Origin of the sequence: Kitasatospora sp. NPDC056181, from assembly GCF_042266225.1 — a bacterium.
Lineage (GTDB): Bacteria > Actinomycetota > Actinomycetes > Streptomycetales > Streptomycetaceae > Kitasatospora.
In genome coordinates this window covers 109,069-133,709 of sequence record NZ_JBHJUK010000008.1, presented here as the reverse complement: position 1 = coordinate 133,709, position 24,641 = coordinate 109,069, and the positions used below count along the sequence as shown (strand labels likewise).

Sequence of the window (24,641 nt, the reverse complement as noted above, 5' to 3'; positions counted from 1 at the left end):
GGCCCCCCGGGGTCGGCCCTCCCCGCGGGGGCCCGGCCCCCCCCCCTCGGGGCCGGGGCCCGCCGGGTGTTCAGATCAGGTCACTCACCGAGGGCGGCAACGGCGCCGCCCGCCGGAAGTCGACCGCCTGCTTGAGCAGGGCGGCCAGGCGCTGGTCGACCAGGCCGGGGCGCTCCAGCATCACCAGGTGGCCCGCGTCCTCGACCAGGACCAGTTCGGCTCCGGGCAGCCGCTCGGCCATCGCCTCGCTGTGGCCGGGCGGGGTCAGCAGGTCCTTGGTCCCGGCCAGCACCAACGTGGGGATGCCGCGCAGGGCGGCCAGTGCGGCGGACTTCTCGTGCGCCCCGAAGACCGGGTAGAACTCGGCGACCACGTCGATCGGGGTGGCGTCCAACAGCTGCTCGGCGAACCGGACCACGCCCGGGTCGACGTCCTTGCCGCCGAAGGAGAACTTCCGGTAGAAGACGGCGCTGACGTCCGCGCCCATCCGACGGGTCGCCTCCACCAGCTCGACCTGCCGGCCGAGCAGCTTCATCACACCCGGCGCGACCTTCTTGAACAGCCGGGCCCCGGCCGCCGGCAGGCCGAGGGTGACGGCGTCCCAGTCCCCCGCGAGGGTTCCGATCAGGGCGACCGCGGCGACCCGCTCCCGGAACAGCTCCGGGTGCTGGTCGGCCAGCGCCATCACCGTCATGCCACCCATCGAGTGGCCGACCAGGACCAGCGGCCCGGTCGGTGCGACGGCGTCGATCACGGCCTTGAGGTCCCCGCCCAGCTGGTCGATGCTCGCGGGTTCGCCGGCCAGGTACGAGCGGGAGCGCTCGGAACGGCCGTGGCTGCGCTGGTCCCAGAAGACCAGGCGCATGCCCTCCCGCAGGGCGGCGCGCTGGAAGTGCCAGCTGTCCTGGTTGAGGCAGTAACCGTGGCAGAAGACCACGGTCAGGGGCTCGGTGCCGGCGGCACCGGGCGAGTCCGGGGCATCGGCGGCGGCTGTGGCGGCTGTGGCGGCAGTCGCTGCTGCCGCGGCCGCGAGGCCGGGGCGGCGGCCGGCCCGGACGAGGGCGCCGGAGCCGCCGAGCAGACCCGGCAGGCCGGTGCGGTCCACCGTGCCACCGGCGTCAGGCGTATCGGGGATGTCCGCGGCGTCCGGGATGTCCGGGGCGTCCGTGCGTCGGCGGGTGAGCCGGCCTCGCCGGACCACCGCCGTGGGCTCCGGCCTGGTTTCCACGCCGACTGCCGTGCCTACTGCCGTACGCGTCTCCCCGCCCGTCTCCGGGCCGGCTTCCGGCCCGGTCGGCGCGGGGCGCAGCCGGACGGACTCGGGCCAGCCCGTGCCGTCCAGCTCTACGTACAGCTCGGTACCGTCGGCGGCGGTCACCGTGCAGGGGCGTCCACGCAGCGAGCCGTACGGGGCGTTGGCGTCCAGTTCTGCGCGGGCCCGGCGGCGGGTGGCCCGGCCGACCGTCAGCCGCTCGATCGCCACACCGGCGGCCGCACCGGCCGCGACCACGCCGACCGAGATGCCGATCAGACCCGCCCGGCTCACCCCGGACGCCGCGCCGGCGGCCTTGGCCACCGCCGCCACCGGACCGGAGCCGGGCTCCTCGCTCATGCGCGCGGGCCCTCGGCAAACCGGCCGTCACCGTGGACGCGCAACAGGTCCATGGCGAGCCGGTCCACCGTCAGCGGGTCCACGGCGAGCCGGCCCCCGGCCAACCGGTCCACCGCGAGCGGGTCCTCGGCGATGCCTCCGACGTAGCGGCGCGGCACCCGGGCGCCGATCCTGGTCACGATCTCGTACGAGATGGTGCCGCAGGCGCGGCCCCAGTCCTCGGCGGTCGGCTCGCCCTGCTCGCCGTTGCCGAACAGCAGCACCTCGTCGCCGACCGCCGGGGTGTCCCCGCCGAGGTCGACGACGAACTGGTCCATCGCCACCCGGCCCGCCACGGTCCGCCACTTGCCCGCGATCTGCACCGGGCCGGTCCCGCTGGCGTGCCGGGGGATGCCGTCGCCGTAGCCGACCGGGACGAGGCCCAGCGTGGTCGGGCCCGGCGTCGTGTAGTGGTGGCCGTAGCTGACCCCGTGCCCGCCCGGGACGTGCTTGACCAGCGCCAGCCGGGCGGTCAGCGCCATCACCGGGCGCAGGCCGAAGTCCGCGGGCGTGCCGACCTCCGGGACGGGCGACAGCCCGTACATGGCCAGGCCGGTGCGCACCATGTCGTAGTGCGACTGCGGGAGCAGCAGGGAGGCCGGCGAGTTCGCGAGGTGCCGGACCTCGGGGCGCAGCCCGGCCGTCTCGGCGACGTTCAGGGCCTCGCGGTAGGAGTCCAGCTGGGCCTGGATGGACGGGTGTCCGGGCTCGTCGGCGGCCGCGAAGTGCGACCAGATGCCGACCACCGTGAGCAGGCCCTCCGCCTCGGCATGCCGGGCGGCGGCGACCAGCTCGGGCCAGTCGTGCGGCTGGCAGCCGTTGCGGCCGAGACCGGTGTCGGCCTTCAGGTGCACCCGGGCCGCGACGCCGGTCGTCCGGACGGCGGCCAGCAGCTCGTCCAGCGCCCACTGTCCGCTGATGGAGACGTCGACATCGGCGAGCAGCGCCTCGCGCCAGGGACCACCGGGCGTCCAGAGCCAGCAGAGGATGCGGGCCTGGTCCGGGCGGATGCCGGCAGCGCGCAGCGCCAGCGCCTCCTGCGGGAGCGCCGTGCCGATCCAGCCGATCCCTGCGGCGACCGCCTCGCGGGCACACCGGACCGCGCCGTGGCCATAGGCGTCCGCCTTGACCGCGGCCATCACCGCTGCCCCGCCCACGCGCTCGCGCAGCGCGGCCAGGTTGCCACGCAGGGCAGCCAGATCAATGGTCGCCTCGGCCGGTACGCCGTCGGTGAGGGTGGCCGTGCCGGTCGTCTTCGCAGTTGTCATCAGGGTCAGTCTCCCAGACGTCCCGGAGTCCTCGCCGAACGGCCCGTCGGCGCGGCGGCCCCCACGCCCCACCCCGCTGTTCTGGACGCCCACGTATCACCGCTGGTTGCACCCCCGCGGAGTGGAAAGTCGGACCGACCGACTTCCTACTCCGGTCCCCAGCCCGATCCCCACGCCGGCCGGCCGTCGACCGGCCGCGCGGGAGACTATGTAGACCGGTCTACAGATGCCTGCCCCGGGGAGGCGCAACGCCTGACCGCCCGCCGCACCCGCACCGCACCGCACCGCACCGCACCGCACCAAAAGTCGGCCCCGCCGACTTCCCACTCCGCCCGGCAGCCGACCGCCGCCCCACTCGCACCGGAACTATGTAGACCGGTCTACAGATGCCCACCCCGGGAAGCCCGACGCCTCCCCGCACGCGCACCCGCCCCGCACCCGCCCCACACCAAAAGTCGGCCCCGCCGACTTCCCACTCCGACCAGCCCCGCCGCAAGACACCGCAGAGCCAGGATTATGCAGACCGGTCTACAGACTCCACACCCCACCAACCAGGAACTATGTAGACCGGTCGGTCTATTCGCCCGTGCTCCCCGCCGAGGCCCGTACGTCGCGCCACACCACCGGGAGCGCGGCGGCGACCTGCAACGCCGTGACCGGTGCCCCCGGGGCGCCGGCCGCATGCCGGCCGGCGAGGCCGTGCAGGTAGGCGGCCACCGAGGCGGCGTCCAGAGCGGGCAGGCCGGCCGCGAGCAGGGAACCGGCCAGGCCGGCGAGCACGTCGCCGCTGCCCGCCGTGGCCAGCCACGAGGTACCGGTCGGGTTGACCCGCACCACCCCGCCCGGGTCGGCGACCACCGTGGTGGAGCCCTTCAGCAGCACCGTCGCCCGGTACGCCGAGGCGAGCCGACGCGCGGTGGTCAACCGGGCGGCGGCCAGGTCGTCGGCGGCCGGCGGGGTGGTGCCGTACACCCCGGCCAGCAGCCGCGCCGCCTCGCCCGTGTGCGGGGTGAGCAGCGTGGGAGCCGTCCGCCCGGCGAGCGCGTCCGGGCCGAGCCGGCCCAGCTCGGTGAGGCCGTCCGCGTCCACCAGCACCGGCACGTCGCTCGCCAGCGCCTCGGCGAGGGCCTGCCGCGCCCCCTCGCCGCCGCCGGGGCCGACCACCCAGGCCTGCACCCGCCCGGCGCCGGCCGGTCCGCCCTCGGTGACCAGCGCCTCCGGGAAGCGCCGCACCACCTCCTCGGCCGCCGTCCCGACGTACCGCACCGCACCCGCGCCGCCGTGCAGCGCCCCGGCGACCGCGAGCAGCGCCGCCCCCGGGTACGTCGCCGAGCCTGCCGCGACCCCGACGACGCCGCGCCGGTACTTGTCGCTCTCCGCCCCGGGCTCCGGCAGCAGCGCCCCCACCTCGGCGTGCTGCAACGCCTCCACCCCGGCCGGCGGCAGGTCCAGCCCGATCCCCACCAGCTGCACGGCCCCCGCGTACGCGGCGCCCGGGTCGATCAGCAGCCCCGGCTTGTACGTTCCGAAGCAGACCGTGACGTCCGCCCGCAGTGCCACGCCCGCCACCTCGCCGGTGTCGGCGTCCACCCCGCTGGGCACGTCCACGGCCACCACCACGCCGCGCCGCGCGGCCCGCGCGTAGGGCTGCGCCTCCGGACGCAGGCCGCCCTGCCCGCCGATGCCGACGATGCCGTCCAGCACCAGGTCCGCGCACGAGAAGTCGGCCAGGCCGACTTCCTGTTCCGACACGACTCGCCCGTGTGCCGCCCGAAGGGCGGCCAGACCTCCCGCGTGGGCGCGCGCCGGGGAGAGCAGCACGGCCGTCACACGCGCACCGCGCCGGGCCAGAGCCGCACCGGCGTACAGGGCGTCACCCCCGTTGTCGCCGCTGCCCGCGAGCACCACCACCCGGCTGCCGTAGACCCGGCCGCGACGGCGCGTCAGCAGCCGGGCGCAGGTGGCGGCGAGACCGGCGGCGGCCCGCTGCATCAGGGTCCCCTCCGGCAGGCGGGCCATCAGTTCGGCCTCGGCGACCCGGACCTCTTCGACACGGTGAGCGCGGCGCATGCAAAAGCCCTTAACCCTCGGCGATGACTACCGCCGACGCTACGCCCGCATCGTGGCTGAGCGACACGTGCCACGAGCCGACGCCGAGTTCGGCCGCCCGGGCGGCCACCGTCCCCCGCACCCGCAGCTCCGGCCGGCCGGAGTCGGCGGTCACCACCTCGGCGTCCGTCCAGTGCAGCCCGCCCGGCGCGCCGAGCGCCTTGGCCAGCGCCTCCTTGGCCGCGAACCGCGCCGCCAGCGAGGCCGCGCCCCGCCGCTCCCCCGACGGCAGCCGCAGCTCCCCCGGTGTGAACAGCCGCTCCGCCATCCCCGGCGTGCGCTCCAGCGCGGCCCCGAACCGGTCGATGGCGGCCACGTCGATCCCGACCCCGATGATCACCTGCTGCTCCTCCGGCTTTGCGGGACACTTTCGAGTGACAACCACTTCGATCCCCCACCGGTGTCGGTCCGTAGGCCTACCGTGTCGCTCGCAAGGCAGACAGGTGCACGGACCAGCAGGAGGGAGAAGGGCCATGGTCGCCATGCCGGCCGTCGAGCGTCCGCTGGACCAGGACAACCTCCTCCAGGCATTCCTGGAGCTGGACACGCCGCCCGGGTTCAAGGCCGAGCTGGTCGAAGGGGAGATCGTCGTGACGCCGCCGCCGGACGGCTCGCACGAGACCGCGTTCTCGCTGCTCAACAGGCAGTTCATGCGGAAGGCCGAGGTCGAGTTCGATCTCTCGGGGAACAAGGGGCTGATCACCCCCAAGGGCCGGTTTGTCCCCGACGGCACGATCGCCCCGGTCGGCCACTTCGAGAACGCCGGCTCCTGGGCGGACGCCGCCGGTGTCCTGCTGGTCTTCGAGGTGACGTCGACCAACCCGGTCAAGGACCGCACGGCCAAGAGGCACGGCTACGCCGCCGCCGGCGTCCCCTGCTACCTGCTGGTCGACCGCAGCGAAGCCAAGGCCACCCTGTTCACCGACCCGGAGGGCGAGGACTACACCGCCCACAGCCAGGTCGACTTCGGCAAGCCGCTCGACCTGCCCGCCCCCTTCTCCTTCACCCTCGACACCGGGCCCCTGCGGTAGGACCACCCGGCCCCTGCGGCAGAGCACAACGCAAAACCGGACTCCTGCGGCAGAGCGCAGCCCCACACCGGACCTCTACGGCAGGCGCAACGCAACACCCGACCCCTACCGCAGGGCCCAACACCGGACCCCTGCGGCAGGGCGCAACCACCGCAGGGGCCCGGCACCGGCTACTACTCGACGGTGACCGACTTCGCCAGGTTGCGCGGCTGGTCCACCTCGTGGCCCTTGGCCGTGGCCAGCTCGCAGGCGAAGACCTGCAGCGGCACGGTGGAGACCAGCGGCTGGAGCAGGGTCGGCGTCGCCGGGATGCGGATCAGGTGGTCCGCGTACGGCACGACCGCCTCGTCGCCCTCCTCCGCGATCACGATCGTGCGGGCGCCACGGGCCCGGATCTCCTGGATGTTGGAGACGATCTTGTCGTGCAGGATCGACCGTCCGCGCGGCGAGGGAACGACCACCACGACCGGCAGCCCCTCCTCGATCAGCGCGATCGGCCCGTGCTTCAGCTCGCCCGCCGCGAAGCCCTCGGCGTGCATGTACGCCAGCTCCTTGAGCTTGAGCGCACCCTCCAGGGCGACCGGGAAGCCGACGTGCCGGCCCAGGAACAGCACCGAACGGGCGTCCGCCAGGGAGCGGGCCAGCTCGCGCACCGGCTCCATGGTCTCCAGCACCTGCTCGACCTGCTTCGGCGCGTCACCCAGCTCGCGGATGATCGTGAAGATCTCGTCGCCCCACTTGGTGCCGCGCACCTGGCCCAGGTAGAGGGCGACCAGGTAGCAGGCCACCAGCTGGGTCAGGAACGCCTTGGTGGAGGCGACGGCGACCTCGGGGCCCGCGTGCGTGTACAGCACCGCGTCCGACTCGCGCGGGATGGTGGAGCCGTTGGTGTTGCAGATCGCCAGCACCTTGGCGCCCTGCTCGCGCGCGTGCCGCAGCGCCATCAGGGTGTCCATGGTCTCGCCGGACTGCGAGATCGCGATGACCAGCGTGCCCGGGCCCATGATCGGGTCGCGGTAGCGGAACTCGGAGGCGACCTCGACCTCGCACGGGATGCGGGTCCAGTGCTCGATCGCGTACTTGGCGATCATGCCCGCGTGGAACGCGGTGCCACAGGCGACGATGACGACCTTGTCGACCGAGCGCAGGTCGGCGTCGGAGATCCGCAGCTCGTCCAGGGTGAGCCGGCCGTCGGTGCCGATCCGGCCGAGCAGGGTGTCGGCGACGGCCTTCGGCTGCTCGGCGATCTCCTTGAGCATGAAGTAGTCGTAGCCGCCCTTCTCGGCGGCCGAGGCGTCCCAGTCCACGTGGTACTCGCGCACGTCGGCGGGGGTGCCGTCGAAGTTGGTCACCGTGACGCCTTCGCGGCGCAGCTCGACGACCTGGTCCTGGCCCAGCTCGATGGCCTCGCGGGTGTGCGCGATGAACGCGGCGACGTCCGAGGCGAGGAAGTTCTCGCCCTCGCCGCGCCCGACCACCAGGGGCGAGTTGCGGCGGGCGCCGACCACGACGTCCGGCGCGTCGGCGTGCACGGCGACGAGGGTGAAGGCGCCGTCCAGCCGGCGGCAGACCACCCGCATGGCCTCGGCCAGGTCGCCCTCGTACACCTCGCCCAGCAGGTGCGCCACGACCTCGGTGTCGGTCTCCGAGCGCAGCGTGTGGCCGCGCTCGGCCAGCTCGGCCCGCAGCTGGGCGAAGTTCTCGATGATGCCGTTGTGCACCACCGCGACCCGGGCGGCGTCGTCCAGGTGGGGGTGGGCGTTGGCGTCCGTCGGGCCGCCGTGGGTGGCCCAGCGGGTGTGGCCGATGCCGGTGGTGCCGCCGGGGAGAGGGGTCTCGGCGAGCGACTTCTGCAGGTTGGCGAGCTTGCCCGCCCGCTTGTCGGTGGCCAGGCTCCACTGCCCGTCGGAGCCCTGCACCTGCACCGCGACACCGGCCGAGTCGTAGCCCCGGTACTCCAGGCGCTGCAGGCCTGCGATTACTACATCAAGGGCGGGCTGAGCGCCCACATATCCAACGATTCCGCACATGCGTGCCAGCATAAGGGCGCCCAGGACGCCCTCATCCCACGCTCCACCCACAGCGCGTGACCGACACCACAGCCACCGTGAACGCCGCTACGGCCCACAATGGAGCATGTGCTGACCGAACTCTGTACGCGGGGCGCCGCCACGCCCGGCCCGTCACCGTCCCCCTACGTGGACCTCAGCCGGGCGGAGTGGAGCGCGCTGCGCGAGCGTACGCCGCTGCCGTTGACCGCCGAGGAGGTGGAACGGCTGCGCGGCCTGGGCACCGCCCTCGACCTGGACGAGGTCCGCGACGTCTACCTGCCGCTGTCCCGGCTGCTGAACCTCTACATCCACGCGACGCACGACCTTCGCGGCGCGCTGGGCACCTTCCTGGACACGCCGGACACCGAGCGCACCCGCACGCCGTTCATCATCGGCGTGGCCGGCTCGGTCGCGGTCGGCAAGTCCACCACCGCCCGCCTGCTCCAAGCGCTGCTGGCCCGCTGGCCCGAGCACCCCCGGGTCGAGCTGGTCACCACCGACGGCTTCCTGCTGCCCAACGCCGAGCTGCGCCGGCGCGGCCTGATGGCGCGCAAGGGGTTCCCCGAGTCGTACGACCGCCGCGCGCTGATGCGGTTCGTGGCGGACGTGAAGGCCGGCAAGGAGCGGGTGACCGCCCCGGTCTACTCGCACCTCGTGTACGACATCGTGCAGGGCGAGCGGCTCACCGTGGAGCGCCCGGACATCCTGATCGTCGAGGGCCTGAACGTGCTCCAGCCGGCCCTGCCCGGCACCGACGGCCGGACCCGCCTCGCCGTCGCGGACTACTTCGACTTCTCGATCTACGTCGACGCCCGTACCGACGACATCGAGAGCTGGTACCTCTCCCGCTTCAAGAAGCTGCGCGACACCGCCTTCCAGGACCCGAACTCCTACTTCCGCCGGTTCACCGAGGTGCCGGAGGAGGAGGCGATGGAGTACGGCCGCCAGGTCTGGCGCACCATCAACAAGCCCAACCTGCTGGAGAACGTGCTGCCCACCCGCGGCCGCGCCACCCTGATCCTGCAGAAGGGCCCGGACCACAAGGTCCGCCGCGCCCTGCTGCGCAAGCTCTGACGGAACGCCGGAAGGCCCCCGCCGTGAACCACGGCGGGGGCCTTCGCGCTTGACCGGCGGTCAGCCCAGGTGGGTCCGGACGGCCTCGGCCAGCCGCTCGGCGACGGCCTTGGCCTGCACCTGGTCGGCGGCCTCCACCATCACCCGGACCAGCGGCTCGGTGCCGGACGGGCGCAGCAGCACCCGGCCGGTGGAGCCCAGCTCGGCCTCGGCCTCGGCGACCGCGGCGGCCAGCTCCTGACTGCTCTTCACCCGGCTCTTGTCGACGCCCTTGACGTTGATCAGCAGCTGCGGGAGCCGGGTCATCACGGCGGCCAGGTCGGCCAGCGGCTGCTTGGTCGCGGCCAGCCGGGCGCCCAGCATGAGGCCGGTCAGGGTGCCGTCGCCGGTGGTGGCGTGGTCCAGCAGGATGACGTGGCCGGACTGCTCGCCGCCCAGCGCGAAGCCGTGCTCCTTCATCGCCTCCAGCACGTAGCGGTCACCGACCGCCGTCTGCACCAGCTCGATGCCCTCGCGCTCCATCGCCAGCTTGAAGCCCAGGTTGGACATCACGGTGGCGACGGCGGTGTTGCCGCGCAGCGTGCCGGCCTCCTTCATGGCGACGGCCAGGATCGCGATGATCTGGTCGCCGTCGACCTCGTTGCCGTCCGCGTCGGCGGCCAGGCAGCGGTCGGCGTCGCCGTCGAGCGCGATGCCGAGGTCGGCCCGGTACTCCTTCATGGCGGAGCGCAGCCGGTCCAGGTGGGTGGAGCCGACACCGTCGTTGATGTTGAGGCCGGTGGGCTCGGCCCCCAGGGTGTGGACGACCTCGGCGCCGGCCCGGGCGAAGGCCTCGGGGGCGACGTACGCGGCCGCGCCGTGGGCGCCGTCGATGACGACCCGGATGCCGTCCAGGCGGTTGGGCAGCACGCCGATCAGGTGGGCGACGTACTTGTCGAAGCCCTCGGTGTACTCGCGGACCCGGCCGACGGCGGCGCCGGTCGGGCGCTTCCACTCGTCGCTGCCGACGGAGTACGTCCGGTAGTGCGTCTCGATCGCGTCCTCGATGCGGTCGTCCAGCTTGTGGCCGCCGCGGGCGAGGAACTTGATGCCGTTGTCCGGCATGGCGTTGTGGCTGGCCGAGAGCATGACGCCGAAGTCGGCGCCGAGCGCGCCGGTGAGGTACGCGACCGCCGGGGTGGGGAGCACACCGACCCGCAGCACGTCGACGCCCGCGCTGGCCAGGCCGGCGATGACCGCGGCCTCCAGGAACTCGCCCGAGGCCCGGGGATCGCGGCCGACGACCGCGACCGGCCGGTGGCCGTCGAAGGCCCCCGCCTCACCGAGTACGTGCGCCGCCGCGACCGACAGCCCGAGCGCCAGCTCGGCCGTCAGCCCCTCGTTGGCCACACCGCGTACGCCGTCCGTACCGAAGAGTCGTCCCACAGTCCCGTCCTCCATCGCTGCTGCCGGCAGTGCCCGGCAGTGAATCCGATCGCTCCCCGGCCTCCGCACCGTGGCCGGGGAGCACGACGCCCCGGAGTACACGGGGTACTCCGGGGCGTGAGAGCGCAACCAGGGGTGTGACCACCAGGGCGGTACACACCCCTGGGGCGCAATTAGCGCTTGCTGTACTGCGGCGCCTTGCGGGCCTTCTTCAGACCGGCCTTCTTGCGCTCGACGGCACGGGCGTCACGCATCAGGAAGCCGGCCTTCTTGAGGGCGGCGCGGTTGTTGTCCACGTCGGCCTCGTTCAGGGCACGGGCGACGCCGAGGCGCAGCGCGTAGGCCTGACCGGAGGTGCCGCCACCCGAGATGCGGGCGACGACGTCGTAACGACCGTCGAGCTCCAGCAGCTTGAAGGGCTCGTTCACGGTCTGCTGGTGCACCTTGTTGGGGAAGTAGTTCTCCAGGGTGCGACCGTTGATCTTCCAGACGCCGGTGCCGGGGACGATGCGCACGCGGGCGATCGCCTCCTTGCGACGGCCAAGGCCGGCGCCGGGGACGGCCTCGCCGAAGCGACCGGCCAGCGACTCGGAGGTGTAGCTCTCCTCGGAGGTGTACTCGCCCTCGACGACGGTCTCGTCGAAGTCGACCTCAAGGGTTTCAGTGGTCTCGGCCACGGGGTTCCTCAGCTCTTTTCAGTGTTGGGGGGCTAGGTGGCCGGAGTTACTGCGCGACCTGGGTGATCTCGAACGGCACCGGCTGCTGGGCAGCGTGCGGGTGCTGGTCGCCCGAGTAGACCTTCAGCTTCGAGAGCATCTGGCGACCCAGGGAGTTCTTGGGGATCATGCCCTTGATGGCCTTCTCGACGGCCTTCTCCGGGTTGTTCGCCAGGAGGTCGTCGTAGCGGACCGAGCGGAGACCGCCCGGGAAACCGCTGTGGCGGTAGGCCAGCTTCTGGGTCTTCTTGTTACCCGACAGGTGCACCTTGTCCGCGTTGATGATGATGACGAAGTCACCGGTGTCAACGTGCGGCGCGTAGATCGCCTTGTGCTTGCCCCGGAGGAGGTTGGCGGCCTGGGAGGCCAGGCGGCCGAGCACGACGTCGGTCGCGTCGATGACGTGCCACTGACGCTGGACGTCGCCGGGCTTGGGGCTGTACGTACGCACGGTCGTAGCCTCTGCTTTTCAGTGAGTGAGTCCTGACAGGAGCACCCGGTCGAGGGCATCAGCCTGGCCGCCTTGGACGCAATTCAAGGGGGGCCGCTGGGTCGCCGACCTGGTATCTCCGGCGTACCGACCTCTCACGTGAGATAGAGCGAGCCAATACGCACAACAAGCACCCAGCCTACCGGGCCACCCCGGGCGGGTCAAAAACGCTCAGCGGTCGCGCTCGACCCGGGTGACGTCCCAGACCGGCTCGGGCGACTCGTAGACCCGGCCGTCCGCGCCGAACACCAGGAATCGGTCGAAGGTCTTGGCGAACCAGCGGTCGTGCGTGACGCAGAGCACCGTGCCGTCGAACGCCTCCAGGCCCGCCTGGAGCGCCTCGGCGCTCTCCAGGTCCAGGTTGTCGGTCGGCTCGTCGAGCAACAGGGCCGTCACACCGGAGAGTTCGAGCTTCAGGATCATCAGCCGGGCCTGCTGTCCGCCGGACAGCGACTCGAACTTCTGCTCCTCCTGCCGGTCCAGCTCGTACCGGCGCAGCGCGCCCATGGCGGCGCCGCGGCTGAGCGCGTGCTCCTCCTCGACGATCGAGCGCACCGTCCGGCCGAACAGCTCCGGGTGGGCGTGGGTCTGCCGGAAATGGCCCGGTACGACCCGGGCGCCGAGCTTCCACGCGCCGGTGTGCGCGACCGTCTCGTCCCCGGCGAGCAGCCGCAGGAAGTGCGACTTCCCGGAGCCGTTGGAGCCCAGCACGCCGACCCGCTCGCCGTAGAAGACCTCCAGGTCGAACGGCTTCATCAGGCCGGTGAGCTCCAGGCGCTCCATGGTGAACGCGCGCACGCCCGTCCGGCCGCCCTTGAGGCGCATGGTGATGGTCTGCTCGCGCGGCGGCGTCTCCGGCGGGCCGGCGTCCTCGAACTTCTTCAGCCTGGTCTGGGCCGCGGAGTAGCGGGAGGCCATCTCGTGGCTGACCGAGGCGGCCTGGCGCAGGGTGACGACCAGCTTCTTCAGCTTGGCGTGCTCCTCGTCCCAGCGGCGGCGCAGCTCCTCGAAGCGCTCGAACCGGGCCTTGCGGGCGTCGTGGAAGGTGTCGAAGCCGCCGCCGTGCACCCAGACGCTGCTGCCGGCCGCGCCGGACTCGACGCTGATGATCTTCTCCGCCGTCCGGGAGAGCAGCTCGCGGTCGTGGGAGATGTACAGCACGGTCTTCGAAGTGGCCCGGATGGCCTCCTCCAGCCAGCGCTTGCCCGGGACGTCCAGGTAGTTGTCCGGCTCGTCCAGCAGCAGCACCTCTTCGGGGCCGCGCAGCAGCGCCTCCAGGACGAGGCGCTTCTGCTCGCCGCCGGAGAGGGTGTTCAGGCCGCGCCACTGGGCCTTGTCGAAGGGCATGCCGAGGGCCGCCATGGTGCAGACGTCCCAGTCGGTCTCGTAGTCGTAGCCGCCGACGTCGGCCCAGTCGGAGAGCGCCTGGGCGTACGCCATCTGCGTCTTCTCGTCGTCCTGGGCGATCATCGCCAGCTCGGCCGCGTCCACCGCGCGGGCCGCGACGGCGATCCGCTCCGGGGCGACGGAGACCAGCAGGTCGCGGACGGAGGCGTCGGCGGGCAGCGCGCCCGGCGTCTGCGCCTGGTCCTCGCGGCCGGTGGTGCCGACGAACTGGCGCATCACGCCGAGGCCGCCGCTGATGGTCACCGAGCCGCCGTGCGGCTGGATGTCGCCCGCGATCATGCGCAGCAGCGTGGTCTTGCCGGCGCCGTTGGCCCCCACCAGGGCGACCGCGGCGCCCTCGCCGACCCGGAAGGACGCGTCGTCGAACAGCACCCGCCCGTCCGGCAGGTAGTACTCAAGGTGCGAAATCTCGACGTGTCCCATGAGGGAGATTGTCCCAAGCCGCGGCCGTGGGCCAAAACGGATTACGGGCGGCCCGGCAGGGTCCTGATCCGACGGGCCAGCCGGCTGCGCTCGGCGAGCTGGTCGTCGGCCGGGTAGCCGACCTCCTCCAGCGTCAGCCCGTACGGCCGGATGACGTTGACCGCGGAGTTGCGCACCCCGCCGGCCAGCACCTCGCCGGGGAACTCCACCGGCCGGTGACCGTCGCCGACCAGCAGCATCGCGCCGACCAGTGCCCGCACCATGTTGTGGCAGAAGGCGTCCGCCCGTACGGTCGCGACCGCCAGCGAGCCCTCCTGCGAGGCGTAGGAATCCACCGGGACGCGGTCCCAGTGCAGCTCCAGCAGGGTGCGGATGGTGGTCGCGCCCTCGCGCTTCTTGCAGTAGGCGGCGAAGTCGTGCTCGCCCAGCAGCAGCGCGGCGGCCGCGTTCATCTTCTCGACGTCCAGCGGCCGGTCGTGCCAGAGCACGTGCCCGCGCAGCAGCGGGTCCACCCCGCCGGGGTGGTCGGCGACCCGGTAGGCGTACCGGCGCCAGATCGCGGAGAAGCGGGCGTCGAAGCCGGCCGGAGCCTCGCCGAGCCGGTAGATCCGGACGTCCCCGGGCAGCCGCCCGGCCAGCCGGCGCAGCAGCTTCTCCCGGTGCTCGGCCCACAGGGCTTCCGGCAGGTCGACGTGCGCGACCTGGCCGCGGGCGTGCACCCCGGCGTCGGTGCGGCCGGCCACGGTCAGCGGGTACAGCTCGGTGCTGCGGGTGACGATCTGCAGCGCGGTCTCGATCTCCTCCTGCACCGTCCGCCGCCCGCCGCGCTGGCGGGCCCAGCCGGAGAACTCGGCGCCCTGGTAGGCGAGGTCGAGCCGGACCCGGACGTACCCGTCCGCCGGACCGTCCTTCACCGGCGGCCGCTCGGCGCAATCGTTGACCACTGCTTCCCTCCCGGGACTGCTTCTTCTGCCCAAAACGGGGAACGGGCCCGCTCCCCCACGAATGGGAGGGCGGGCCCGCAACACCTGGAGGTGTCAGGCCTGCTCGGCGGCCTCGGCCTCGTCGGCCTTGGTCTCGACGGCGGCGGCCTCGTCGGCCTCCTTGACGGCGCGCTTGGTGGCGGCCTCGGCCTCGCCGACAGCGGTCTGCGCGACGGTCAGCGCCTCGACCAGCTCGATCACGGCCATCGGGGCGTTGTCGCCACGACGGGGACCGATCTTGGTGATGCGGGTGTAGCCACCCGGGCGGTTCTCGTAGCGCGGCGCGATCTCGGTGAAGAGGGTGTGCAGCACGGCGATGTCGGTGATCGTCTTGCGGACCAGGCGACGGTTGTGGATGTCGCCCTTCTTCGCCTTGGTGATCAGCTTCTCCGCCAGCGGGCGCAGGCGACGGGCCTTGGCCTCGGTGGTGGTGATGCGGCCGTACTGGAACAGCTCACGGGCCAGACCGGCGAGCAGCAGGGGCTCGTGGTGCGGGCCGCCGCCGAGGCGGGCACCCTTGGTGGGACGCGGCATGGAATTACTCCTCGAATCTCCGACTGCGGCCGTACCAGGTACCGCAACGGGCCTGTGGACACTGTGTCCGCAGGACTTTCATCGACCCACGGGAACGGCCGCCGAAGCGGCCGTTCCCACGGTTCAAACTCAGTACTGCTCGGTCTCCGCGTAACCCGCGTCGTCCAGGTCGTCGGCGCCGAAGGCGTCGGCCGCGGCGGTCGGGTCGAACCCGGGCGGGCTGTCCTTGAGGGCCAGGCCCATGCCGGCCAGCTTCGCCTTGACCTCGTCGATCGACTTCGCACCGAAGTTGCGGATGTCGAGCAGGTCGGCCTCGGAGCGGGCGACGAGCTCACCCACGGTGTGGATGCCCTCGCGCTTGAGGCAGTTGTACGACCGAACGGTGAGCTCCAGCTCCTCGATCGGCAGCGCCAGGTCGGCGGCCAGGGCGGCGTCCGTCGGGGACGGGCCCATGTCGATGCCCTCGGCGTCGATGTTCAGCTCGCGGGCGAGACCGAACAGCTCCACCAGGGTCTTGCCGGCCGAGGCCATGGCGTCACGCGGGCGCATGGCGGGCTTGGTCTCGACGTCGACGATCAGCTTGTCGAAGTCGGTCCGCTGCTCGACACGGGTGGCCTCGACCTTGTAGGTGACCTTCAGCACGGGGCTGTAGATCGAGTCGACCGGGATGCGGCCGATCTCCTGGCCGGAGGCCTTGTTCTGCACGGCGGAGACGTAGCCGCGACCGCGCTCGACGGTCAGCTCCATCTCCAGCTTGCCCTTGCCGTTCAGCGTGGCCAGGACCAGCTCGGGGTTGTGCACCTCGACACCGGCCGGCGGGGCGATGTCGGCGGCGGTGACCACACCCGGGCCCTGCTTGCGCAGGTACATCACGACCGGCTCGTCGTGCTCCGAGGAGACGACCAGCTGCTTGATGTTCAGGATGAGGTCGGTGACGTCCTCCTTGACGCCCGGCACGGTGGTGAACTCGTGCAGGACACCGTCGATGCGGATGCTGGTGACAGCAGCGCCGGGGATCGACGAGAGGAGGGTGCGGCGCAGGGAGTTGCCGAGGGTGTAACCGAAGCCCGGCTCCAGCGGCTCGATCACGAACCGCGAGCGGAACTCGTCGACGACCTCTTCGGTCAGCGAGGGGCGCTGAGCGATAAGCATGAGGGATGTTCCTCCAGTTGTCTTCGGCACCCACTATTTGATGCCGACAGGACCAAGCGTACGGGGTCCCGCCGGCAGCGACGAATCGCTGCGCGGGACCCCGTACGAGGTGTGAAGCAGGTACTGCGTGCCCGAAGGCGCTGCGTCAGACGCGGCGGCGCTTCGGCGGACGGCAGCCGTTGTGCGGGGTGGGGGTGACGTCCTGGATCGAGCCGACCTCCAGGCCGGTGGCCTGGAGCGAACGGATCGCGGTCTCGCGGCCGGAGCCCGGACCCTTGACGAAGACGTCAACCTTGCGCATGCCGTGCTCCTGCGCGCGACGGGCAGCGGCCTCGGCGGCCATCTGCGCGGCGAACGGGGTGGACTTGCGCGAGCCCTTGAAGCCGACGTGACCGGCGGAGGCCCAGGAGATCACGTTGCCCGCGGGGTCGGTGATCGAAACGATGGTGTTGTTGAACGTGCTCTTGATGTGCGCGTGGCCGTGAGCGACGTTCTTCTTTTCCTTGCGGCGGATCTTCTTCGCGCCGGCAGCCTGACGACCCTTGGGGGGCATAAGTCTGTTCTCCTACTGAGGTGGTCGGTCCGCTGACCCGCGGGCCGGAGGGATGTCCGGTTACGGGACGGACTACTTCTTGCCCGGCTTCTTCTTGCCGGCGATCGCGCGACGCGGGCCCTTGCGGGTACGCGCGTTGGTGTGGGTGCGCTGACCGCGGACCGGCAGGCCACGGCGGTGACGCAGACCCTCGTAGCAGCCGATCTCGACCTTGCGGCGGATGTCGGCGGCCACCTCACGGCGGAGGTCACCCTCGACCGTGTAGTTGGCGTCGATGTACTGGCCCAGCTTGACCAGGTCTTCCTCGGTGATGTCGCGAACGCGGACATCCGGGTTGACACCGGTCTCGGCCAGGGTCTGCTGGGCGCGGGTACGGCCGATGCCGTACACGTAGGTAAGGGCGATCTCGATCCGCTTCTCACGGGGGAGATCAACGCCGGCGAGGCGTGCCATTCAAGGCTCCTGTGTTTCTTCAGAGGTCTTGCGTGCTACCTACTCCGACACCTCACGGTGAGGGAGCCCCGGCCTCTGACCGGGGGCGGCAGTCCGCCCAGCGAAGGGCGGATCGGGTAGCCCGCTTATGACGTTTTCGCGTCGCGCGAAGTACTACGAGAAATGCTGGGGGAGAGCAATCAGCCCTGGCGCTGCTTGTGGCGCAGGTTGTCGCAGATCACCATGACCCGGCCGTGACGGCGGATCACCTTGCACTTGTCGCAGATCTTCTTGACGCTCGGCTTGACCTTCATGTCTCAGGTTCTCCGGGTCTAGATCTGACGCCACCGCCGCGAGGCGATGATTTCTCTTACTTGTAGCGGTAGACGATCCGGCCGCGCGTGAGGTCGTAGGGGCTGAGCTCCACGACGACCCTGTCGTCCGGCAGGATGCGGATGTAGTGCATGCGCATCTTGCCGCTGATGTGCGCGAGGACCTTGTGACCGTTCTGCAGCTCGACCTTGAACATCGCGTTCGGAAGAGACTCGATCACGGTGCCCTCGATCTCAATGGCGCCTTGCTTCTTAGCCATGAACTGCGAGATCCACCTTCCGGGACCGGCTACCGTATGCGGCACGCTCGTGCGAACCTGGGTTCACCCCGACCCGTGAGGGAAGAGGGCGTGCTGAAGCACGCTACGAGTGAGCCGACGGTCCATCCTACGCCAGCCCGTGGGATGCGCCAAAACCGGGGCCCGGTGTCACCGCTGGGCGGCGATCACCAGCGGCTCGACGTGCGCGGTGCAGGCCGAGCAACGGCGGGCGGCCTCGGGGATCTCGGTCAGGCACTCGGGGCAGGGGCGCTTCGGGGTCTTCGGCTTCTTCGGCATGTACCGCGCGGTGGCCTTGGTCACCGGCAGCACGACGCAGAAGTACAGCACCGCGGCGGTCATGAAGAACGCGATCAGCACGTTGAGGAACTGCCCGTACGGGAAGACGACCCCGGCCACGTTCGCCTTGTACGAGCTGAAGTCGCCGGCCGCGCCGACCACCACACCCACCAGCGGGGTGAGGAACGCCGACACGAAGCCGGTCACCACGCCGGTGAAGGCGGCACCGATGACCACACCGACGGCCATGTCGACCACGTTGCCGCGCATCATGAAGTCGCGGAATCCCTTGAGCACTGCACTCTCCTGCCGTTCGAAGCCGCTGAAGCCACTGCCAGCCGATAAAAATAGGACAAAAGCCCTGGAGGTCCAAACCTCCAGGGCTCTGATCCCTTGTCAGACGGGGCAGTTGGGCCCCGCTCCGGCTACGCCAGGGGGTCCGGAGCTGCGGTGATGCCCAGCTTCGCCAGCTCGGCCTTGCCGCCGTCGAAGGCGGTCAGCACCAGCGGGCCCTGCTCGGTCACGGCCACCGAGTGCTCCCAGTGCGAGGCCCAGGTGCCGTCGTTGGTCACGACGGTCCACTCGTCCTCCAGCACGGTGGTGTGCGGGGTGCCGAGCGAGACCATGGGCTCGATCGCCAGCACGGTGCCGGGGATCAGCTTGGGGCCCTTGCCACGGCCGCGCTCGACGTAGTTCAGCACGTGCGGCTCCATGTGCATCGCCGTGCCGATGCCGTGGCCGCCGTAGCCCTCGGTGATGCCCCACTTGCCCTTGGGCGGCAGCGGCTGGCGCCGGATGAAGCCCTCGATCGCCTTGGAGACGTCGACCAGGCGGTTGCCCTTCTTCATCTGGGCGATGCCGGCCCACATCGAGCCCTCGGTGACCCGGCTCAGCATCTCGACCTCGGGCCGGACCTCGCCGACCGCCACGGTGATCGCCGCGTCGCCGTGCCAGCCGTCCAGGATGGCACCGCAGTCGATCGAGATGACGTCGCCCTCCTGGAGCACCCGCTCGCCCGGGATGCCGTGGACGACCTCGTTGTTGACCGAGGCGCAGATCACCCCGGGGAACCAGAGCCCGCCGTGGTGGGCGCGGAAGTTCGAGGTGGCGCCGTGGTCGGTGATGACCTTGTCCGCGACGTCGTTGAGCTCCTGGGTGGTCACCCCCGGAGCGACCGCCTCGCGGCAGGCCTTCAGCGCCTCGGCGACGACCAGCCCGGCCGCTCGCATCTTCGCGATCTGCTCGGGGGTCTTGATCTCCACCATCTGGTCACGCCTTCCTTGGGTTCCCGCCCGGTCCTTGCCGGGCGGCCGTGCACTCGTTCCACCGTACGACGCCGTACGGCCGCGCTGCCCGGAGCGGGAGCGCGGCCGTACGTACGTCACTGAGACTTCAGCTGTCCTGCTTCAGCGCCTCGATCGCGCGCTGGGTCACCTCGTCCACCTTGCCGAGGGCCGGGATCGTCGCCACCAGGCCCTGCTGGGCGTAGTAGTCGATGATCGGCTCGGTCTCCGTGTGGTAGACCTCCAGGCGCGTGCGCACCTTCTCCTCGGTGTCGTCCGAGCGCTGGTACAGCTCGCCGCCGCACTCGTCGCAGACGCCCTCGGTCTTCGGCGCGTTGTAGTCCACGTGGAAGACGTGGCCGCCGTCGTTGCGGCAGAGCCGGCGACCGGCGATGCGGCGGACGACCTCGTCCTCCGGGACCTCCAGGTCCAGCACGCCGTCCAGCGCGATGCCCTGCTCGGCGAGGAACTCGTCCAGCGCCTTGGCCTGGCCCAGGTTGCGGGGGAAGCCGTCGAGCAGGAAGCCCTTGGCCGCGTCGGGCTGGAGCATGCGGTCCTTGGCCATCCCGATGGTGACCTCGTCCGGCACCAGGCGACCCGCGTCCATGTAGCTCTTGGCCTCGAGCCCCAGCGGGGTGCCCTGACCGATGTTGGCGCGGAACAGGTCACCGGTGGAGATGTGGGGGATGGACAGGGTCTTGGCGAGCAGGTGCGCCTGAGTACCCTTCCCGGCCCCGGGAGGCCCGACGAGGACGATACGCATCAGCGGAGGAACCCTTCGTAATTGCGCTGCTGGAGCTGGCTCTCGATCTGCTTCACAGTTTCGAGTCCGACGCCGACGACGATGAGAACACTGGTGCCGCCGAACGGGAAGTTGGTCTGCTGTCCGAAGGCGACCAGGGCGATCATCGGGATCAACGCGATCAGGCCCAGGTAGAGCGAACCCGGCCACGTGATGCGGGTGAGCACGTAGTTCAGGTACTCGGCCGTCGGTCGGCCGGCCCGGATACCCGGGATGAACCCACCATACTTCTTCATATTGTCGGCAACTTCTTCGGGGTTGAAGGAGATGGCGACGTAGAAGAAGGCGAAGAAGACGATCAGCAGGAAGTAGGTGGCCATGTAGATCGGGTGGTCACCCTTGACGAAGTTCGTCCTGATCCAGGTCGCCCAGCTCGCCTGGCTGTTGGTCAGCTGGACCACCAGGGCGGGGATGTACAGCAGGGACGAGGCGAAGATGACCGGGATGACACCGGCCTGGTTCACCTTGAGCGGGATGTAGGTCGAAGTGCCGCCGAAGGCCCGGCGGCCGATCATCCGCTTCGCGTACTGGACCGGGATCCGGCGCTGCGCCTGCTCCACGAAGATGACCAGCATCACAACGATGACGCCGACCGCGACCACGGAGAGGAACTCGACCCAGCCGCCGCCGATGGTGCCGGACTGCTTGATCGCCCACATCGAGGACGGGAACTGCGCCGCGATCGAGGTGAAGATCAGCAGGGACATGCCGTTGCCGATGCCGCGGTCGGTGATCAGCTCGCCGAGCCACATGATGAAGGTGGTGCCGGCGGTCATGGTGAGGACCATGACGGCGATCCGGAACACCCCGGTGTCGGGCACGATCTGGTTGGCGTAGACACAACCGGAGAAGAGCGCGCCACTGGAGGCCGTCGCCACGATGCCGGTGCCCTGGAGCACGGCGAGCGCGATGGTCAGGTACCGGGTGTACTGGGTGATCTTCGCGGTACCGGCCTGCCCCTCCTTCTTCAGCGCCTCGAGTCGCGGGATCACGACGGTGAGGAGCTGGAGGATGATGCTGGCCGTGATGTACGGCATGATGCCGAGCGCGAAGATCGTCAGCTGGAGGAGCGCGCCACCGCTGAACAGGTTGACGAGCCCGAACAGACCGCTGTTCTTGGTCTCCTTCACACAGGCGTTGACGGCCTGGAAGTCCACCCCGGGTACCGGGATGTGGGAGCCCAGCCGGAACAGCACCATGATGCCCAGCGTGAACAGCAGCTTCTTGCGCAGGTCGGGCGTCTGGAACGCCCGCGCGAACGCACTGAGCACGGTGCCTCCTGCGCCTCCCGCGCGTCGTCGGCGGGAGGGTCGGTCCTGAATGGGGAGTTTTCGGTTCGGGCCCCCGTACAGACGGCACAGGCGAGCCTACGCGCAGCCTACAAGGGAACTCCACGGACTCTAACAGTGCGCGGCCACTCGAAAGAAGCGCGTACGGCCCCTCCCCCACTCACGGGGTACGGGATGCCCGGGTTTGCCACACAAAAGAACGAGGGCCGCACCTACCGGGGACGCCGACAGGACGACCACCGGAACGACACGAGCCCCGCACCTCCCGAAGGGGGTGCGGGGCTCGTGGGAAGTCAGCGGGCTCAGACGAGCTCGGTGACGGTACCGCCGGCGGCGGTGATCTTCTCGGCGGCGGAGCCGGAGACGGCGTCAACCGTCACCTGCAGGGCAACCGAGATCTCGCCGGTGCCGAGCACCTTGACGAGGGAGTTCTTGCGAACCGCGCCCTTGGCGACCAGGTCCTCGACCGTGACCTCTCCACCCTGCGGGTAGAGCTCGGCCAGCTTGTCGAGGTTGACGACCTGGAACGTGATCTTGAACGGGTTCTTGAAACCCTTCAGCTTCGGCAGGCGCATGTGGAGCGGCATCTGGCCACCCTCGAAGCGCTGCGGAACCTGGTAGCGGGCCTTGGTGCCCTTGGTGCCACGACCGGCGGTCTTACCCTTGGAGCCCTCACCACGACCGACACGGGTCTTGGCGGTCTTGGCACCCGGGGCGGGACGCAGGTTGTGCACCTTGATCGGCGAGTCAGCCATCTCAGTCCACCTCCTCGACCGTGACGAGGTGACGCACGGTCTGGGCCATCCCGCGGATCTCGGGACGGTCCTCCTTGACGACCACATCGTGCATGCGCTTCAGACCCAGCGAGCGCAGCGTCTCGCGGTGGTTCTGCTTGCTGCCGATGTAGGACTTGGTCTGCGTGATCTTCAGGCGAGCCATCAGGCGCTCACCCCTGCAGCACGAGCCCGCAGCAGAGCGGCGGGAGCCACGTCCTCCAGCGGCAGGCCACGACGGGCAGCGATCTCCTCGGGGCGCACGAGGCCCTTCAGAGCGGCCACGGTGGCGTGCACGATGTTGATCGCGTTGTCGGAGCCGAGCGACTTCGACAGGATGTCGTGGATGCCCGCGCACTCCAGCACGGCACGCACCGGGCCACCGGCGATAACACCGGTACCGGGGGCAGCCGGCTTCAGGAGCACGACGCCAGCAGCCTTCTCGCCCTGGATCGGGTGCGGGATGGTGCCCTGGATACGGGGAACCTTGAAGAAGTTCTTCTTGGCCTCCTCAACACCCTTGGCGATGGCGGCCGGAACCTCCTTCGCCTTCCCGTAACCGACACCCACGGTGCCGTCACCGTCGCCCACCACGACCAGCGCGGTGAAGCTGAAACGACGACCACCCTTGACAACCTTGGCGACACGGTTGATCGCAACGACACGCTCGACGTAAGCGGTCTTCTCGACGGCGGGGGCGTTACCCCGGTCGTCACGCTTACGGTCGCGCCGCTCGCCACCGCCGGTGCCGCCGCCGGCGCCGCTACCGCGGCGCTGGGGTCCAGCCATTGGAATTACCTCTCTCGATTACGTCCGTCGACTGAGCCGACGAGCGGCTTAGAAGTCGAGCCCGGCCTCACGGGCAGCATCGGCCAGAGCGGCGATGCGGCCTGCGTACCGGTTGCCCGCGCGGTCGAAGACGACCGACTCGATGCCGGCGGCCTTGGCGCGCTCGGCGACCAGGCTCCCGACCTTCTTGGCCAGCTCGGTCTTGTCGCCCTCGACGCCCTTGATGGACACGTCGAGAGTGGACGCCGACGCCAGGGTGTGACCCTTGGCGTCGTCAATGACCTGGGCGACCATGTGACGGTTCGAACGCGTCACGACGAGGCGCGGACGCACCTCGGTGCCGACGACGCGCTTGCGAACGCGGATCGCGCGGCGCTTGCGAGCGGCGCTCTTGTAGGCGTTGCCCTTGCCGATCTTGACAGAGACGCTCATCGCTTACTTACCACTCTTTCCGACCTTGCGGCGGATGACCTCGCCCGCGTACTTGACGCCCTTGGCCTTGTACGGGTCGGGCTTGCGCAGCTTGCGGATCTTCGCGGCGACCTCGCCGACCTTCTGCTTGTCGACGCCGTCCACGTGGAACTTGGTGGGCGACTCGACCACGAAGGAGATGCCCTCCGGGGCCTCGACCAGGATCGGGTGGCTGTAGCCGAGCTGGAACTCCATGTCGGAGCCCTTCGCAGCGACTCGGTAACCAACACCGCTGATCTCCAGCGACTTGCGGTAGCCCGCGGTCACGCCGGTGATCATGTTCGCCACCAGCGTGCGGGTCAGGCCGTGCAGGGCCTTCGACTGACGCTCGTCGTTGGGGCGGGTGACAGCCAGAGTGCCGTCCTCGCCCTTGCCGATCTCGATCGGCGCGGCGACAACGTGGGTGAGGGTGCCCTTCGGGCCCTTCACCGAGACCGCCTGGCCATCGATGGTGACGTCCACGCCGGCGGGAACCGGGATGGGCAGCCGTCCAATGCGCGACATTGCTGTACCTCCGTTTCCCGAATTACCAGACGTAGGCGAGAACTTCTCCGCCTACGCCCTTCTTGGCTGCCTGCTTGTCGGTGAGGAGACCGGAGGACGTGGAGATGATCGCCACGCCCAGGCCGCCGAGAACCTTCGGCAGGTTGGTGGACTTTGCGTAGACCCGCAGGCCCGGCTTGCTGATCCGCTTGATGCCAGCGATCGAGCGCTCACGGTTGGGGCCGAACTTGAGCTCGATGGTCAGCTTCTTGCCGACCTCGCCCTCGACGGGCTCCTCAACCTTGTAGGAGGAGATGTACCCCTCCTGCTGCAGGATCTGGGCGACGTGCGCCTTGATCTTGCTGGCCGGCATCGCCACGGTGTCGTGGTACGCCGAGTTCGCGTTACGCAGACGCGTGAGCATGTCTGCGATGGGGTCGGTCATGGTCATGATGGCCTCAGGCCTCTCTCGCCGTGGTTTCTCCGCGCCAGGTCCCCCTGCCGCACTCCGGGGAGTGCGGCAGGGGCACAGACGCAGGGGACCTGCGGCGTCGTAAGACTGG

General features: G+C 70.5%; 28 protein-coding genes. 2 read left to right on the top strand and 26 right to left on the bottom strand.

Annotated features, from left to right (window positions below):
• Positions 1 to 70 precede the first annotated feature (70 nt).
• The 4 genes from ACFC1F_RS06145 to ACFC1F_RS06130 all read right to left on the bottom strand — a co-directional run bounded on the left by ACFC1F_RS06145 (position 71) and on the right by ACFC1F_RS06130 (position 5,368).
• On the bottom strand, positions 71 to 1,612 hold the full coding sequence (locus tag ACFC1F_RS06145; RefSeq protein ID WP_376156008.1) for an alpha/beta fold hydrolase: 1,542 nt from the start codon (positions 1,610 to 1,612) through the stop codon (positions 71 to 73).
• Positions 1,609 to 2,919 carry an alanine racemase gene (alr, locus tag ACFC1F_RS06140; RefSeq protein WP_376156007.1) on the bottom strand — a complete coding sequence of 437 codons (1,311 nt, stop codon included), beginning with the start codon at positions 2,917 to 2,919 and terminating at the stop codon, positions 1,609 to 1,611. The genes ACFC1F_RS06145 and alr overlap by 4 nt, the downstream gene beginning before the upstream one ends.
• Positions 2,920 to 3,495: 576 nt before the next feature.
• Complete coding sequence (locus ACFC1F_RS06135) at positions 3,496 to 4,989, bottom strand: NAD(P)H-hydrate dehydratase (RefSeq protein WP_376156006.1); 1,494 nt, start codon at positions 4,987 to 4,989, stop codon at positions 3,496 to 3,498.
• Between the two features lie 10 nt (positions 4,990 to 4,999).
• Positions 5,000 to 5,368: a holo-ACP synthase gene (locus tag ACFC1F_RS06130; RefSeq protein WP_307853259.1), complete on the bottom strand. Its 369-nt coding sequence runs from the start codon at positions 5,366 to 5,368 to the stop codon at positions 5,000 to 5,002.
• Between the two features lie 133 nt (positions 5,369 to 5,501).
• On the opposite strand from ACFC1F_RS06130, the gene ACFC1F_RS06125 reads away from it, so the two are divergent.
• On the top strand, positions 5,502 to 6,059 hold the full coding sequence (locus ACFC1F_RS06125) for a Uma2 family endonuclease (RefSeq protein ID WP_376156004.1): 558 nt from the start codon (positions 5,502 to 5,504) through the stop codon (positions 6,057 to 6,059).
• A gap of 173 nt (positions 6,060 to 6,232) precedes the next feature.
• Here the strand turns inward: ACFC1F_RS06125 and glmS are convergent, their stop codons facing one another.
• Positions 6,233 to 8,089, bottom strand: a complete 1,857-nt coding sequence (gene glmS / locus ACFC1F_RS06120) for a glutamine--fructose-6-phosphate transaminase (isomerizing) (protein ID WP_148644404.1) — start codon at positions 8,087 to 8,089, stop codon at positions 6,233 to 6,235.
• 99 nt (positions 8,090 to 8,188) lie between these two features.
• On the opposite strand from glmS, the gene coaA reads away from it, so the two are divergent.
• Entirely contained in the window at positions 8,189 to 9,184 is a 996-nt protein-coding gene (gene coaA / locus ACFC1F_RS06115; protein WP_148644403.1) for a type I pantothenate kinase, read from the top strand.
• Positions 9,185 to 9,244: 60 nt separating this feature from the next.
• On the opposite strand, the gene glmM is transcribed toward coaA, so the two are convergent.
• The 21 genes from glmM to rpsH all read right to left on the bottom strand — a co-directional run bounded on the left by glmM (position 9,245) and on the right by rpsH (position 24,529).
• Positions 9,245 to 10,609, bottom strand: coding sequence for a phosphoglucosamine mutase (glmM, locus tag ACFC1F_RS06110; RefSeq protein ID WP_209414085.1), 1,365 nt, complete (start codon positions 10,607 to 10,609; stop codon positions 9,245 to 9,247).
• Between the two features lie 173 nt (positions 10,610 to 10,782).
• Entirely contained in the window at positions 10,783 to 11,286 is a 504-nt protein-coding gene (rpsI, locus tag ACFC1F_RS06105; protein ID WP_148644401.1) for a 30S ribosomal protein S9, read from the bottom strand.
• Between the two features lie 46 nt (positions 11,287 to 11,332).
• Positions 11,333 to 11,776, bottom strand: coding sequence for a 50S ribosomal protein L13 (gene rplM / locus ACFC1F_RS06100; RefSeq protein WP_030055846.1), 444 nt, complete (start codon positions 11,774 to 11,776; stop codon positions 11,333 to 11,335).
• A 210-nt stretch (positions 11,777 to 11,986) separates the two neighbouring features.
• Positions 11,987 to 13,645 (bottom strand): ABC-F family ATP-binding cassette domain-containing protein, encoded by a 1,659-nt coding sequence (locus ACFC1F_RS06095; protein WP_376156002.1) that lies wholly within the window; start codon positions 13,643 to 13,645, stop codon positions 11,987 to 11,989.
• A gap of 41 nt (positions 13,646 to 13,686) precedes the next feature.
• A complete protein-coding gene (gene truA, locus ACFC1F_RS06090) occupies positions 13,687 to 14,589 on the bottom strand; it encodes a tRNA pseudouridine(38-40) synthase TruA (protein WP_307853258.1) in 903 nt (300 codons plus the stop codon).
• A 93-nt stretch (positions 14,590 to 14,682) separates the two neighbouring features.
• Complete coding sequence (gene rplQ / locus ACFC1F_RS06085; RefSeq protein ID WP_209414083.1) at positions 14,683 to 15,162, bottom strand: 50S ribosomal protein L17; 480 nt, start codon at positions 15,160 to 15,162, stop codon at positions 14,683 to 14,685.
• A 129-nt stretch (positions 15,163 to 15,291) separates the two neighbouring features.
• Positions 15,292 to 16,314 (bottom strand): DNA-directed RNA polymerase subunit alpha, encoded by a 1,023-nt coding sequence (locus ACFC1F_RS06080; RefSeq protein ID WP_030055844.1) that lies wholly within the window; start codon positions 16,312 to 16,314, stop codon positions 15,292 to 15,294.
• 145 nt (positions 16,315 to 16,459) lie between these two features.
• Positions 16,460 to 16,867 carry a 30S ribosomal protein S11 gene (rpsK, locus tag ACFC1F_RS06075; protein WP_030232513.1) on the bottom strand — a complete coding sequence of 136 codons (408 nt, stop codon included), beginning with the start codon at positions 16,865 to 16,867 and terminating at the stop codon, positions 16,460 to 16,462.
• Between the two features lie 72 nt (positions 16,868 to 16,939).
• A complete protein-coding gene (gene rpsM / locus ACFC1F_RS06070) occupies positions 16,940 to 17,320 on the bottom strand; it encodes a 30S ribosomal protein S13 (protein WP_148644398.1) in 381 nt (126 codons plus the stop codon).
• Positions 17,321 to 17,499: 179 nt separating this feature from the next.
• On the bottom strand, positions 17,500 to 17,613 hold the full coding sequence (rpmJ, locus tag ACFC1F_RS06065; protein ID WP_003956441.1) for a 50S ribosomal protein L36: 114 nt from the start codon (positions 17,611 to 17,613) through the stop codon (positions 17,500 to 17,502).
• A gap of 56 nt (positions 17,614 to 17,669) precedes the next feature.
• Entirely contained in the window at positions 17,670 to 17,891 is a 222-nt protein-coding gene (gene infA, locus ACFC1F_RS06060; protein ID WP_003956442.1) for a translation initiation factor IF-1, read from the bottom strand.
• 168 nt (positions 17,892 to 18,059) lie between these two features.
• Positions 18,060 to 18,485: a large conductance mechanosensitive channel protein MscL gene (gene mscL, locus ACFC1F_RS06055; protein WP_209414082.1), complete on the bottom strand. Its 426-nt coding sequence runs from the start codon at positions 18,483 to 18,485 to the stop codon at positions 18,060 to 18,062.
• 128 nt (positions 18,486 to 18,613) lie between these two features.
• Positions 18,614 to 19,453 carry a type I methionyl aminopeptidase gene (gene map / locus ACFC1F_RS06050; protein ID WP_209414081.1) on the bottom strand — a complete coding sequence of 280 codons (840 nt, stop codon included), beginning with the start codon at positions 19,451 to 19,453 and terminating at the stop codon, positions 18,614 to 18,616.
• Between the two features lie 127 nt (positions 19,454 to 19,580).
• Positions 19,581 to 20,234 (bottom strand): adenylate kinase, encoded by a 654-nt coding sequence (locus ACFC1F_RS06045; protein WP_148644395.1) that lies wholly within the window; start codon positions 20,232 to 20,234, stop codon positions 19,581 to 19,583.
• Positions 20,234 to 21,544 carry a preprotein translocase subunit SecY gene (secY, locus tag ACFC1F_RS06040; RefSeq protein WP_148644394.1) on the bottom strand — a complete coding sequence of 437 codons (1,311 nt, stop codon included), beginning with the start codon at positions 21,542 to 21,544 and terminating at the stop codon, positions 20,234 to 20,236. Before secY ends, ACFC1F_RS06045 begins: the two co-directional genes overlap by 1 nt.
• 320 nt (positions 21,545 to 21,864) lie before the next feature.
• Positions 21,865 to 22,317, bottom strand: coding sequence for a 50S ribosomal protein L15 (gene rplO, locus ACFC1F_RS06035; protein ID WP_209414076.1), 453 nt, complete (start codon positions 22,315 to 22,317; stop codon positions 21,865 to 21,867).
• A 1-nt stretch (position 22,318) separates the two neighbouring features.
• Positions 22,319 to 22,501 (bottom strand): 50S ribosomal protein L30, encoded by a 183-nt coding sequence (gene rpmD, locus ACFC1F_RS06030; RefSeq protein WP_030300409.1) that lies wholly within the window; start codon positions 22,499 to 22,501, stop codon positions 22,319 to 22,321.
• Positions 22,501 to 23,124: a 30S ribosomal protein S5 gene (gene rpsE / locus ACFC1F_RS06025; RefSeq protein ID WP_030055834.1), complete on the bottom strand. Its 624-nt coding sequence runs from the start codon at positions 23,122 to 23,124 to the stop codon at positions 22,501 to 22,503. Before rpsE ends, rpmD begins: the two co-directional genes overlap by 1 nt.
• A gap of 48 nt (positions 23,125 to 23,172) precedes the next feature.
• A complete protein-coding gene (gene rplR / locus ACFC1F_RS06020) occupies positions 23,173 to 23,556 on the bottom strand; it encodes a 50S ribosomal protein L18 (RefSeq protein WP_209414075.1) in 384 nt (127 codons plus the stop codon).
• Between the two features lie 3 nt (positions 23,557 to 23,559).
• Complete coding sequence (gene rplF / locus ACFC1F_RS06015) at positions 23,560 to 24,099, bottom strand: 50S ribosomal protein L6 (protein ID WP_376155996.1); 540 nt, start codon at positions 24,097 to 24,099, stop codon at positions 23,560 to 23,562.
• 22 nt (positions 24,100 to 24,121) lie between these two features.
• A complete protein-coding gene (rpsH, locus tag ACFC1F_RS06010) occupies positions 24,122 to 24,529 on the bottom strand; it encodes a 30S ribosomal protein S8 (protein WP_030232489.1) in 408 nt (135 codons plus the stop codon).
• Positions 24,530 to 24,641: the final 112 nt, after the last annotated feature.